Genomic DNA, 13,513 nt, shown 5'->3' with positions numbered 1-13,513 from the left:
TATAGTCACCTGACCACAAAAATGTTATAAAATAAATCAACTAAACGATTACCACAATAAATAACCATGACTTACTCCCTAGATTTTCGCAAACAAGTCTTAAAAAGCTTAGATGAGGGCATGACCTTTGCTGAAGCTGCTGTTTTCTATGATATCAGTCCAACGACTATCCAGAAGTGGAAAAAGCGTCTTCATAGTAAAACCACTCGATATATTAAGCCCTACAAAATAGAGGATGAAGCCTTAGCTCAAGATGTCAAAGACCACCCTGACGATTATCACTATGAGCGAGCACAGCGTTTTGATTGTAGCCCAACAGGCATCAGTAAAGCCTTAAAGCGTATTGGTGTTAGCAAAAAAAAAGACACTTGAGCATCCCAAAGCCTGTCCTGTGAAAAGAGCGACTTATCTAGCCAAGCTTAACCACTACATTGCTCAAGGCTTTGCTATTGTCTATATGGACGAAAGTGGGTTTGAGAGTGAAACGATGCGTCCTTGTGGTTATGCACCCATTGGTAGCCCCTGCATTGGCAGTTACAATTGGCAAGCCAAAGATCGAACCAACGTCATTGGTGCACTATATGGCAAAACGCTGTTTGCACTCAATTGCTTAAAGACCAACATTAATAAAAAGATTTTCTATCACTGGTGCAAGTTCACGCTGATACCAAAGCTTAAGAGAAAATGTGTAATCGTTATGGATAATGCAGCCTTTCATAAGCGCGTTCAAAAGCTGCTTAACAGGCATGGTCACAGGCTATTATTCTTACCTCCTTATAGTCCTGACTTAAATCCCATCGAGAAAAAGTGGGCTCAAGTGAAGTTTTTACGCCAAGGTTGGATGGAAAATGACTTATCTAAATTGTTTTATGATATTCATCCAAAACATAACTCTTTTGTAGTGCAGTGACTATAGACTTTTTTTCGAGACTAAAGCCATTAAAATGGGATTGAAGATTCAGCAAAATCAACCTGACTATACGCTACCACTCGTACTTAAAGAGACAGGTATCGACACCAGTAAATTTATCTCTATTGACCCTTACAAAATAACTTATGAAGAGTTTATTAAGCTTCAAGAGGCTGGAGAAGACATGACGCCCTATTATGAAAATAAAACCAAGCCTAATAAACCCGAAATCACCAGTCAAGCGAAAGGCCGCTGCCTAGCTGGTCAGCCCTGCCCTAAATCAGGCTACTGGTTCACGCAAGCAAAATCTGACAGTCGTGCTTACTTTAAGCAAGGCGACATCATGCCAGATTATCCTAATAACCAATGGGGTCAGGTTATTTGGCAGTTTGAGGGTGAAAAAGGTTAGTTTGTTATTATTTTACTTAAGCCACCTTCGGGTGGTTTTTTATATTTACTACTCTCCACTCAGCCGCAAACCCACGCACCCACGCACAATCTGGACAGCATAACTATCAGCAGCATACACCGACTCTGACTCAAACTGCTCTTGGTGGTCAGCACTTAACTGAACGTTTAACGCAACTGGCAACAGGTCTTGGACATAACGTCAAAGATCATAACGCGATTAAGACGCAACTTGAGACTATCGCAGAAGAACAACAAACCAATACCCATCAAACAATGCCATTCGCGCTGATAGATAGCGCAGCTGACATAAGCTATGTGAGCGACGATACCATTATTCATAGAACTATGGGCGAGATGATTAGCACTACTCAGCAAGATATGAGTATTAGTAGTGGCGATAGTCATCATCAAGTCAGTAGCGAATCACTCAATATCATAGCCGATGGTCAGTTTAGTATGACCAATGCCAAAGAAAATATCACCCTATCCGCCCATACAGGGAAACTGGAAGCAACCGCCAAGCAAGATGTGAACATCGCCTCCTCCACCAAAGAGGTTGAGATAGTAGCGACGAATAAAATTACGCTGACGGCTGGTGGTGCCAGGATCACGCTTGATGGTGCTGACATTACGATTGCAGCGAAACAGTTTACGGAGAAAGCTGGGAAGCACAGTAAGGCTGGAGGTGGAAGGGATGGGTTGGGATTGGCGGGGTTGCCTAGCATAATTCCTGATAAAAAGACGCTGATGGATGGTGTTTATAATTTGGTACAGCAGTTTGTAGATGAAGACAATGTACCTTATGCTAATATGCCTTATAGAGCTATTAATAAAACAACTGGCGAAACGTTTGAGGGTACTACCGATGAAAAGGGTTGGACTGAACGTTTTCAGTCTAATAGTGAAGAGGAGATTAATATTCATATAGACCTCAATTGGCAGGATGACTATGGGAGTGAAGCTAATGAGTAAATATAATAAAAATACTCTTAATCGTACTCTACCTATGATTTCTAACAACCAAGTTCAAGTAATTTCGAATCAGTATTACTTAGTAGTTGGTTTTGAAGTCAATCATATAGCTACTGCTTTTCGTAATAATACTCAAAATCTCAATGTTGATTATGGGCATGCATTCTTTTTCACAGTGAAAAATGGAAAGATCATAACAGTATATAGTTTTGGTCCAAAGGGTGCCGCAACACCAACAAAGCGAGAGTTAGCAGCAGGAATTGATGAGTTTAGTGGAAGACGTCCCGCTACTATAAACTACCCCATTACTGAAGTTTCAAGACTCTACAAATTTAGAATAAGCAAAAAACAGTTAATAGCAATTAAAAAGCAAGCTGACCAATTTAAGAAGAAGGTTATATCAGGTGAAGAAAAATATACAGCATATATGAATGATACTTGTGCAGAAGCGGCAAAAGATGTTTTAGACGACGCAAACATTGATACGCCTAGTGGTAAGGGTTATATTACTACACCTAGTGGAACAGCTAACTGAGCTATGCTGAAGAAACCGTACAATTAAACTTGGTAAACTAACGACTCAAAGAGGAGTTTACCATGGTCAAGAAAGTAAGAACCTACAGCGATGAATTTAAAGCCGAAGCTATTAAGAAGATAGCAGACAATAAGGGTAATATTTCAGCGACTGCAAAGCAGCTTGGCATAGCCATGCAAACGCTATCTAACTGGCAAAACAAAGCCACTCAAGGCAAGCTTGCAGGGACTGAGCAATATGACCCACAGCTAATGGCCGTGCTAGAAGAGAATAAGCGCCTCAAGCGACAGCTGAAAGTTGCCGAAGAGGAGCGCGAAATTCTAAAAAAGGCGACGGCGTACTTCGCCAAACACAGCTAGTAAAGTACGCCTTTGTTAAAGACAACCAGCAACTCTTTCGCATCAGTAGCATGTGCCGTGTACTACATATTAGACCCTCAAGTTACTACGACTGGCTGGGTCGTGACATCAGCGCTCAGCAGATACATCGTAACCAGTCTGAGCTACTAATCAAAGCGGCACACAGTGAAACAAAGGAGCGCTACGGCTTTGAGCGTCTGCATGCGCATCTAAATGAGCAAGGATATGATATCAGCCCATACATGGTCAGAAGCATCAAGGAAGAACACGGTATCAAATGCCGTCGTCATAAGCGTTTTAAAGTTACTACCGACTCAAACCACAACAAGCTGGTCTATGACAACGTGCTCGATCAGCAGTTTGACGTCAACCGCCCTAACGAAGCATGGGTCAGTGATATCACCTATATCTGGACAACCGAGGGGTGGCTGTACTTAGCAGGCGTTAAAGACTTGTATACCAAAGAGCTGGTTGGCTATGCCATCAACAAACGTATGACCGCTGACTTAGTTTGCAAAGCATTGAACATGGCAATTAAGAATAAGAGACCAAGCAAGGGACTAATTGTTCACTCTGACAGAGGCAGTCAGTATTGTAGCCATGCGTATCATAAGATTATTAAACAGCATCAGTTTATAGGCTCAATGAGTGGCAAAGGTAATTGTTATGACAACGCACCCATAGAGAGCTTCTGGGGTGTATTAAAGAATGAGCTGGTATATCATCAGGACTATAAGACCAGATTTGCCGCTATTACCGATATCATTAGATATATCGAGTTGTACTACAACCAAACGAGAATTCAAAAGGGTTTAGGCTATAAATCGCCAAGACAGGTGTGGTTTGACTATTATCGTCAAGCGGCGTAACTAAAATCTCCCAAGTTTAACTGTACGGATTTGACGGCAGGGGTCAAACTTCTTATTTGAACCTTCATATATCGATGGACGGAAAGTACCTTTTACAGGAGCAATGTTTGTAAACCCGTATTCTTGGTATGATCAGTTTAGAACAAAATATGGTCAACCGTTTTTATACAAACACAATGGAGTTGATTTGTTTGATCCTATATATCTTGAAGACAAGTGGAAACCCATGGAAGGTACTACCGTACCTAGCGCTATTGCCAAACATTCTTATCATTCTAATCTGTGAAGATAATAAATAGTGAGAATTTAAAATGATCAAGGTCGCTCTAGTTATTTCAGCTCTTTTCTTATTCGTAAGTTGTGAAACTTCGGAAAACACGCAAATTGGAGACTCTGTGATGCAAGGTGGACTATCACTAAACAACGCACTAATAAAAGCAAATGACACACAATCAATCGCTCATTCTAATGGTAAAAACATGACAGAAATAACAAAGGCTGCTATTAGATTGACTGCCAATGAAACAGATCTAGTTTCAGAATCAAATGTTCTTGGTATCTATAAACCTTTTTATCCCAAAGCCGACAAATGGATCAGATACAGTTTTGAAACAGTAGATATTCATACTACTGTATTTACTTATCTAAATGATAGCAAAGCCAGAAATATTTATATCAAAAATGCTGACAATCAATTCATTACACCTGAATTTCAATTAGATTTAAAAGACCTTAATATCACTTATTTAGATTATCACTCAAGAAAGTCTGAAACTAATACTGATTTATACGATGCCGATTTTGCCTATAGATCAAATGATCATGAAGATATACTAGTCGGATTTCGAGCTATTGATTTAACAGAGAGTGCAATAAGTAAATACGATAAATTTGAGTCTTTACCAAAGAATATTACTTCTATCAGAGTTTATTCTTCACTAGAAAATGAAAAATAATTAAAATGATGAAATGAGAGATAAGAATATTATGTCAATGAAAATTAACGACTTACTACTACTTAGTAGTATTGTTCTTTTAACGTCATGCCGTTATGACTCAAATTTAGCTGAACCTAAAAAAGTTTCATTAATAGACTATATCGACAAATCTGATTTAGAGAAATATGGTTTTTCAGCTAATGATATTGAGAACTTCGATACTAAAATCAAGGATAATGGTGTATTTGCAAACGACTATAAGAGCTATGAGGTTAATGGATTTACAATCTTATCAAGTACTGAAAATACTGAACATATATTCATACTAAAAAATAATAAGTTTATTGCTACTTTTGATGACCAATCAAGAAGCTTATACTCTACACAAACTAATATTCCTACACGATTAGATGCTATTGTTACTTATATACCTGAAATTCCTTCTTTGAGCTATAGCACTAATAAACTAAACCATTACGACCTTAATCTGGATGGTATTGATATTATTAGTGAGATCATACCGAGTGATGATAAAGGATTAGATTATTTCTCTGCAGAGCTTTTAGGTGCACCAAATCTTAATATCGTTGAAGCAAGTATAAATGGTAAAGAGTGCAAAGCCTTAGCAGGCTCTTTTGCCTGTTGTCTTTCATCTCAGGAAAGTTATGATGCATATAAATTCAGCTATCAAGATGGTTGGATTAGTCTTCCCACTAATAAAAAATTAAATACAATATGCAATGCTGAGGATTTCGAAACTTCTAAACATGAACTTAAAAACAAGCTTTTCTTAAAATGACAAGTACGAAATTTACCAATTCTTATTAATGATCTAAAAGTTCTTGCTCACTAGTAATAGTCACATCAACATCAAATATGCCAACACCCTCGTCCTCTCCACCCAGCCGCAAACCCACCTCCAAGCACAGCAACATAACTATCAGCACCATACCCCTACTCTGACCCAAACGGCATTGGGTGGTCAGCACTTGACTGAGCGGTTAACGCAACTTGCCTCTGGGCTTGGACGGTCAGTTAATGATCATGCCAACATTAAAACTCAGTTAGAGAGTATCGCCAAGGAACAAGACACTAAAACCCATCAGCAAACACCTTACACGCTAATCGACAGCGCAGCAGACACAAGTTATGTCAGTGACGATATACTGATTCACAGAAGTATGGGTGAGATAATTAGTACTACGCAAACGGACATGATGATTAGTAGTGGCGATAGTCATCATCAAGTCAGTAGCGAATCACTCAATATCATAGCCGATGGTCAGTTTAGTATGACCAATGCCAAAGAAAATATCACCCTATCCGCCCATACAGGGAAACTGGAAGCAACCGCCAAGCAAGATGTGAACATCGCCTCCTCCACCAAAGAGGTAGAAGTCGTGGCAACCAATAAAGTGACGATAACGGCAGGCGGTGCGAGTATTACTTTGGATGGTAGCAATATCACTATCGCCGCCAAAGAGGTGACGGAAAAAGCAGGTAAGCACAGTAAGGCTGGGGGCGGAGTTGATGGTCAATTTGTATCAGGCTTACCTTCTAATATCTTGGACGAACCACCAACCTTTATCGAGCTTAATTATCTACACGATGATGAGACTCCAGTAAGCAGTGCGCCCTACCGTGTCGAGTTCGCAGATGGCTCTGTCAGAGAAGGCATTTTAGATAAAAATGGCTTTGCTCGTTTAGAAGGTGTGCCTAAGGGTCAAGCTCATGTTTATTATGGTGAAGACCCTGCTGACTTCAAGCCTGATATAGATATGGAGGATGGTATATGAGTAGTAATGGCTTTGGCGGCGGCGCACTAGGGATTAGTAACATAGGGAAGGATTACACTCCTCAAAAATATAAAAAAGCCAAACAAGAAAAACCCACAGGCTGGTTTGAAGCATTAAAAGAAGAGACAGGTTCGTTTCTAGCAGGTGAAAACACCTCGTCTTGGGCACTATTTGCTGAAATTGTGATCGGTGCAGTTCCTATTGCAGGACAGCTTATTGATGCGCGAGACATCATCAAGGCAGTCATGAGCCTTAAAGATAAACCCTCCGATATTACATTATGGTTCTTACTCATAGCAGCATTAATAGGGCTGATACCAGTCTTTGGTGATGCAGTTAAAAGTGCTATTAAAGCTATCAAGATTGGCGGTAAAAACCCTGCTGATCTATTTGCCTTTATCAGAAAATTTGGTAAAGGTAATGCAGAGCAAGCTTTAAAAAAAGCGTTAGATGTCAGTAAACTAAAAGGCTTACTTAACAGTATCTTGACCCCTAAGTTTCTCAATAGTTTAAGTAAGTCTAATAAGCAAAAGTTAATTCAAATTCAAAAAGACTTTGATCGTTTCGCTCAGCAAATTATTAATGAGATAAATGGCTGGTCGAAAATGACACCGGCTACAGCGAGTGTTAATCATGCAGGCGTTGGTAAAGCTGCTGGCACAAAACCCAGCACAGCCTTAGCTTCAACCAACAGGAACGCTTCTGGTGAAACGGTTAATCATAATAGTAGTATCACGTCGAGACCTGCTAGAAAAGGAGTTATGAAGCAGCATAAGCCGAAGTGCTTTAAGCCAAGCAAAGACTTAAAAAGCAGATTTTCTAAAGACAGTAAAGCAAATGCAAAATTTGAGAAAGACTATTATAAACAACTTAAAGGTCAACAAGATGGCATCAATAATTTAACTGTAGATGAGTATCTAGCTGGCCGCGCCTCCTACAATAAAAACCAGCGTAAAGGAACAGGAAGTGAGCAGACTAAAGCTAGAAATAAATACGAAAACGATATTTCTGAATCATTACAGAGAAGCTATCGCAAGCAAGGCAAGACGGCTTCTGAAGCTAAAATAGCGAACAAACGCACTCCTGAAATAATGAAAGACCTGAATGCTCTACATGATCCTGATATGATTGCAGGTGGTAAAGATAAAATTAATCGACTGGGTCGTGCTGATGTGAATAAGTCCATAGGTGGACAATGGTCTAATAAAGTTGAAGCAAATAGTAGAGTTGCACAGATGGATAAAGCCGCTAAAGAAGCTTTAAAACAAGGCGGGCAAACCAAAATGAACGTTGAACTAAATAGATGTAAATAAAATATGACTAAAGGACATTTAAATGAGTACATTTATTATAGATGAAGACTTTGATCTTTTCATGGAAGACTTTGGACAACCTGATTGGCAGCAGCCAGTTGCACAAGCTATTTTTAATCGTTATCGTGGTAGATTGCCTGATAAACTACTATTCTATTGGGAGCGTTTAGGGTTTTGTCGCTTTAAAAAAGGCTTATTTTGGATAGTTAATCCAGCTGACTACGAAGAAGATCTGACTACATGGCTCGGCGATGAGGTTATGAGGCAAGATAACTATTATGTGATCGCTCGAAGTGGCTTTGGCGAATTATACGTTTGGGGTGAAAAATCAGGATTCACATTTGAAATCACTCCTACTCTAGGTTGGATATACCAAAAGAAAGGTAATGCAAAAGAAATAGCGTATGGAAAATCCAATCAAGAATTAGCTATGTTTTTTGGGTTTAAACAGATTAAATATACAGATATGGAAGACAATAACGGTAAACCCCTATTCAAGCGTTGTGTGAAAAAGTTTGGTGCGCTCGACTATGACGAGATGTTTGGCTTCGTTCCTGCCCTTGCCATAAGTGACAATGCGTCTATCAAAAATGTCGATAAAATGAATATCTTTGTGCATCTTAGTCTCTTACCTGACTTGATTGAAATCCAATACATCGACTTTAAGAAATTAGGACAAATGGCATTCGGTGTTGAAGATTCATCAAATCTACCTGATTTAGATGACTTAGTATAATTAATTATTTAAGCCACCTTCGGGTGGTTTTTTATTAGCGATCAGCTGATTGGCTCCACTACTTTCATCCTCAAACAGGTATGAGAGGAATTGACGATATGACCCCTGCCGTCAAATCCGTACAGTTAAACTTGGGAGATTTGAATCAAGCAGCTTTACGATAATAGTCAAACCACACCTGTCTTGGCGACTTATAGCCTAAACTCTTTTGAATCCTCGCTTGGTTGTAGTACAGCTCGATATAGCCGATGATATCATTGATTGCTACAAACCTTGTTTTATAGTCTTGGTAATACACTAGCTCATTCTTTAATGTGCCCCAGAAGCTTTCTATGGGTGCGTTGTCGAAACAATTGCCTTTACCACTCATCGAGCCTTTGAAATTATGCTGCTTGATGATTTTGTGATAGGCATGACTACAATACTGGCTGCCTCTGTCAGAGTGCACAATCAATCCTTGGCTTGGACGTTTATTCTTGATTGCCATATTGAGTGCACGACATACTAAATCTGCGGTCATTCGCTTATTGATAGCATACCCGACCAGCTCTTTGGTGTATAAATCTTTGACTCCAGCTAAATACAACCAACCCTCATTGGTCCAGATATAAGTAATATCACTGACCCACGATTCATTAGGATGCTTAGCATCAAATTGCTGATTTAGTATGTTTGGATAGACAAGCTTGTTATGGTTGGAATCAGTGGTGATTTTAAAGCGTTTGTGACGACGGCATTTGATGTCATGTTCTTCTTTAATGCTTCTGACCATATATAGGCTAATATCGTGCCCTTGCTCTATCAGCTTTGCGTGCAGTCGATCAGCACCATAACGTGCTTTTGTTTTACTATGTGCCGCTCTGACAAGTAGCTCAGATTGGTTACGGTGTATCTGTTGCTCACTAATATCACGACTCAGCCAGTCATAGTAGCTAGAATGCTTAACCTTTAGTACACGACACATAGTAGTGATACTAAAGAAGAGATCGTTGTTTTTGATAAAGGCGTACTTCACTAACTGTCACTGCGGGCATAGCCCTACGTCTTGCGTCACTAAAACAGTCTACTAGACTGTTTCTTAAAGTTCCTCATTGGCAAAGTACGCCGTCGCCTTTTTTAATATCTCTCGTTCCTCTTCGGCTACTTTAAGCTGTCGTTTGAGCTGCTTTATTTCCTGAAGAGCCGTCATAAGATCAGGATCATATTGTTCTGTGCCGATAAGCTTGCCTTGATTGGCTTTATTATGCCAATTAGATAAGGTCTGCATGGCGATGCCAAGGTGCTTTGCGGTCGCTGAGATATTGCCATTATTGTCTGCTATCTTCTTGACGGCCTCGGCTTTAAATTCGTCACTGTAGCTTCTTATTTTCTTGGTCATGATAAACTCCGATTAATACGCTTAGTTTACCAAGTTTAGGTGTACGGTTTTTTCAGCATAGCTCACATGATGCTATTGAGCTTTGACCATATAATAAAAATAGCGGCTACTAGAGCGTGTCCTCAATCTGAAAATGGTGATAAAAATAAGATAAATGGTAGCCAAACAAGGAAAATAGTGCAGATAATATCGAGATATTGACTAGCTATTTGACGTAGTTTGGCAAGAGTTAGCTATTTTTAGCCCATTTAGTCGCTTTTGTTCAGGTTGAGGACACGCCCTAAATATTTCTCGAATAAAACGGACATCATTTACGGTTGCCGACGGCGCTTAATAAGCCAACCGATAATAATTACAACGATCAGTATGCCAAACCCTTTAGAGTAAGGGGCTAATATCCCTTCGACGACCTCATAGTTCTGTCCGAGATAATATCCCGCCAACGTCAATGCCGCCGTCCATATACTCGAGCCTAAAGCCGTCAATGCTAAAAAAGGCAGCAGCGGCATATTGTTCATGCCAGCAGGGATAGAAATGAGCGAACGAACGCCAGGCACCATACGGCCAAAGAACACGGCTGTTTTACCATGTTTATCGAACCACTCATTTGCAGAGGCAACGTCATCAGGTTTAACGAGCACGTATTTACCATATTTTTCGGTAACCGCGATCAAACGTTCTTTATCGAATATACGACCTAAATAATATAACGGTAACGCACCAAGTGAAGCACCTAACGTGCCAGCAAGGATGACTAAGATTAAATTTAAATCACCTCTCGACGCGGCGAAACCAGCTGCTGGCATAATGACTTCAGAAGGGATAGGTGGAAAAACGTTTTCGGCAAACATGGCAAATACAATACCAAAGTAGCCAAACTTTGCCATAATACTGAGTACCCATTCGCTGATTTGATTCATAATTATTACTTTCCTTCATTACCATCGTGACGGTCGTATTTTTTCAATTTTTGAGCACATCTAACCATGAAAATATCCAAACATTGCGATTAGTCTAAACCTACTTTGTGTCAAAATCTGCTGTTTTATGCTATTTATAGCACTTGCATTATGGCAATGATTAGACAAACCCTATGACCAGTAATTCACCTCTTTCCATGATATCTAGATGGATCTCCTTAGCCTGCGCTTTTGGCGTCTTTGCTATGCTGTACTCTTTGACTAATCTCTATGCGCAAGCGCTGTTTTATGATATCCAATTTTCTGAATTAAGTAGCATTAACTCTGTATGGCCTAAGAAAGTTTATAACCTCGCCACACCGATTGATGTAGCGATTCCTTTTATCCCACCGATGATTGTGCCTTATAGCTGGTCAATCATGCTGTTTTGTGCCGGCTTTTTTATGGTAAAAACACCAGCACAACTTTCCTTATTAACAGGAAAATTAATCTTAGCCACGCTTTTCGCCTGTTTTATCTTTTATATATTCCCTGCCAAATTTACTTTTGAGCGCCCTACTGTATTAGGCTGGGCGCATTATGGCTATCAGTTTTTGCATATAACCGACAAACCTTTTAACCAGTTTCCTTCCCTGCATGTGGCATATGCTGTATTACTGGGGACGTCTTTATGGCAACTTTCAAAATCCGCTCTATATCGCCTAGCACTTTGTTGTATCTGTAGTCTCATCATCGTCTCCACCGTCCTGACTTATCAACATCATCTTTTAGATATTGCCGGTGGCTTATTACTGGCGGCGCTTGTACTGATCATGATCAATAAGCTGCGTAATAATTTAGTTTTAAAGTATTTAGTGGTGGCGATATCAGGATTTTTAATTCTATCGATAGCAGGATTCATGCTCAATAGAAGCGTTGCCTCTGGCACTTTTGCAGGGTTGTATTCTGTAGTCGCCACGTACTGGGCGTTAAGTTTTTTGGGTTTGGCATGGGCGTATCAACACCCCAACCAAACTCGTGATAAACGTTGGTTTGCAAAGGATAAGCAAGGGCGCTTACGACTGTCTACTTGGTTGATATTTGCGCCATTATTATTGGGCTACCGACTGATGTGGTATGTCGGACAACACTATCAATTCACTCAACATAAACAGTCAAATTCTGGCTTATTGAGTCATACTGATATGGGCTCGAACTATAAAATAGCGGACTCTATATATGCGATCGCTACGCCAAAATTATTTGGCTTGTCGCAAATGAATAATAGACACTATTTGTATTTTTCAAAATTTTCGACAATTATTGTGATTGACTCCGCTGTTGAAACCAATAGCCATAATTTGAGCTTAAAAAAAGCGCTAAATACTCAGGCGGAAGTACACAAATTAGACGTTAATAATAACAGCTCATCACTCTGCAATACTTACCTATCATTTACCGCTATTAAAATTAAATATCTTTATTTTCCACTGTTGGATTTACAGTCGTTAAGAGAGGTTGCTGCTCAGGATTTTATTCATCTGTTTAAACAGATAGATACCTTAGCAAACGATGCCTTAGCAAACATTGGTATAGCGACTAATATCACGCATAAACAGCTGCCTGACAATATGGTACTGATTAACTTCCAATGCGTGATGGGATTATCCCGTAGCGTCGCCCTGCACGCTTTGTATCTGATATATCAAGGACAGTTGACTGCTGATAATTACGTCACTTGGATCAATGAGCAATATCCAAAAGCGCACCTCAATGACTATTATCTGCCCAAGTTACTCGTTAATAAGATAGAAATTTTCGCTAAAAAGAATTGAACCATTATTTTAAAATACTTAGATTAACACATGAAGTGCAATACCAAATATGAGGTGAAAAAAAGACCTAGATGCGCTAGCATCAAAGTCTTTATCCACCGACCAAAGTGAGATTGCAACCATGAACTATACGCATCTAAGCGAACTATACGCATCTAAGCCTAGGGGAACGATACCAGATTTATGCCCTTATAGGGGCAGAACATAGTATTAATTTTATAGCGCGGGCGTTAAACAGAAGTCCCAGTACCATATTAAGAGAAATCAGACGCAATAAAAGCCTGCGCGGTTATCGAGTCAATAACGCTCATAAGAAAGCTTGTGCAAGACGATCAAACAATGCGCTCAGCATCATCGCTGACGTATGGGACTGGGTCACAGACAAGCTTAAAGAGAACTGGAGTCCCCAGCAAATAGCAGGTGTTCATGGTGGACTCAGTCATATGAGCATTTATCGCTATATATGGACAAACAAGCGTAAGGGCGGCAGGTTATGGCAGTGTCTCAGACGTAAAGCCAAGCCTTATCGGCAGCGTTTAACTGCTGAGACTCGTGGTCGTAT

General features: G+C 39.8%; 13 protein-coding genes and 2 pseudogenes. 13 read left to right on the top strand and 2 right to left on the bottom strand.

Translation table 11 applies throughout. The features are described 5' to 3' along the window. The first annotated feature begins 66 nt into the window (after nucleotides 1-66). The 11 genes from W293_RS0113095 to W293_RS0113035 all read left to right on the top strand — a co-directional run bounded on the left by W293_RS0113095 (nucleotide 67) and on the right by W293_RS0113035 (nucleotide 8,839). Entirely contained in the window at nucleotides 67-372 is a 306-nt protein-coding gene (locus W293_RS0113095) for an IS630 transposase-related protein (RefSeq protein ID WP_025651943.1), read from the top strand. Then, nucleotides 347-910 carry a transposase gene (locus tag W293_RS0113090; protein ID WP_198015433.1) on the top strand — a complete coding sequence of 188 codons (564 nt, stop codon included), beginning with the start codon at nucleotides 347-349 and terminating at the stop codon, nucleotides 908-910. Before W293_RS0113095 ends, W293_RS0113090 begins: the two co-directional genes overlap by 26 nt. 34 nt (nucleotides 911-944) lie before the next feature. Beyond that, the gene (locus tag W293_RS0113085; RefSeq protein WP_025652864.1) at nucleotides 945-1,319 is read left to right on the top strand and encodes a hypothetical protein; all 375 of its coding nucleotides are present in this window, start codon (nucleotides 945-947) and stop codon (nucleotides 1,317-1,319) included. A gap of 41 nt (nucleotides 1,320-1,360) precedes the next feature. Further along, on the top strand, nucleotides 1,361-2,293 hold the full coding sequence (locus tag W293_RS0113080; protein WP_319802579.1) for a DUF2345 domain-containing protein: 933 nt from the start codon (nucleotides 1,361-1,363) through the stop codon (nucleotides 2,291-2,293). Continuing rightward, nucleotides 2,286-2,828, top strand: coding sequence for a hypothetical protein (locus W293_RS0113075; RefSeq protein ID WP_025652862.1), 543 nt, complete (start codon nucleotides 2,286-2,288; stop codon nucleotides 2,826-2,828). Before W293_RS0113080 ends, W293_RS0113075 begins: the two co-directional genes overlap by 8 nt. 62 nt (nucleotides 2,829-2,890) lie before the next feature. Then, nucleotides 2,891-4,056 (top strand): IS3 family transposase gene (locus W293_RS0113065; RefSeq protein ID WP_101210724.1). Its coding sequence is split into 2 segments (ribosomal slippage): nucleotides 2,891-3,149 and nucleotides 3,149-4,056, totalling 1,167 coding nucleotides; the frame shifts between segments, so codons are not numbered across the junction. A gap of 398 nt (nucleotides 4,057-4,454) precedes the next feature. After that, nucleotides 4,455-5,012 (top strand): hypothetical protein, encoded by a 558-nt coding sequence (locus W293_RS0113055; RefSeq protein WP_156915664.1) that lies wholly within the window; start codon nucleotides 4,455-4,457, stop codon nucleotides 5,010-5,012. Nucleotides 5,013-5,043: 31 nt separating this feature from the next. Beyond that, nucleotides 5,044-5,793, top strand: coding sequence for a hypothetical protein (locus tag W293_RS0113050; protein WP_156915663.1), 750 nt, complete (start codon nucleotides 5,044-5,046; stop codon nucleotides 5,791-5,793). 43 nt (nucleotides 5,794-5,836) lie between these two features. Then, nucleotides 5,837-6,790 (top strand): DUF2345 domain-containing protein, encoded by a 954-nt coding sequence (locus tag W293_RS0113045; RefSeq protein ID WP_025652856.1) that lies wholly within the window; start codon nucleotides 5,837-5,839, stop codon nucleotides 6,788-6,790. Further along, a complete protein-coding gene (locus W293_RS16830) occupies nucleotides 6,787-8,103 on the top strand; it encodes a polymorphic toxin type 15 domain-containing protein (RefSeq protein WP_025652855.1) in 1,317 nt (438 codons plus the stop codon). Before W293_RS0113045 ends, W293_RS16830 begins: the two co-directional genes overlap by 4 nt. 22 nt (nucleotides 8,104-8,125) lie before the next feature. Further along, the gene (locus W293_RS0113035) at nucleotides 8,126-8,839 is read left to right on the top strand and encodes a GAD-like domain-containing protein (RefSeq protein WP_025652854.1); all 714 of its coding nucleotides are present in this window, start codon (nucleotides 8,126-8,128) and stop codon (nucleotides 8,837-8,839) included. A 145-nt stretch (nucleotides 8,840-8,984) separates the two neighbouring features. Here the strand turns inward: W293_RS0113035 and W293_RS0113030 are convergent. Beyond that, a pseudogene (locus W293_RS0113030) lies at nucleotides 8,985-10,217 on the bottom strand (IS3 family transposase). 311 nt (nucleotides 10,218-10,528) lie between these two features. Next, nucleotides 10,529-11,137, bottom strand: coding sequence for a DedA family protein (locus tag W293_RS0113020; protein WP_025652851.1), 609 nt, complete (start codon nucleotides 11,135-11,137; stop codon nucleotides 10,529-10,531). 173 nt (nucleotides 11,138-11,310) lie between these two features. On the opposite strand from W293_RS0113020, the gene W293_RS0113015 reads away from it, so the two are divergent. Both W293_RS0113015 and W293_RS17630 read left to right on the top strand, forming a co-directional pair. Continuing rightward, a complete protein-coding gene (locus W293_RS0113015) occupies nucleotides 11,311-12,951 on the top strand; it encodes a phosphatase PAP2 family protein (RefSeq protein WP_084212329.1) in 1,641 nt (546 codons plus the stop codon). A gap of 158 nt (nucleotides 12,952-13,109) precedes the next feature. Continuing rightward, nucleotides 13,110-13,513 (top strand): annotated as a pseudogene (locus tag W293_RS17630) (transposase); the annotation flags it as partial.

The organism is Psychrobacter sp. TB67 (assembly GCF_000511065.1).
GTDB classification, from domain to species: domain Bacteria; phylum Pseudomonadota; class Gammaproteobacteria; order Pseudomonadales; family Moraxellaceae; genus Psychrobacter; species Psychrobacter okhotskensis.
The sequence above is the reverse complement of the archived record's forward strand: the minus strand, read 5'-3'. Positions and strand labels throughout refer to the sequence as shown.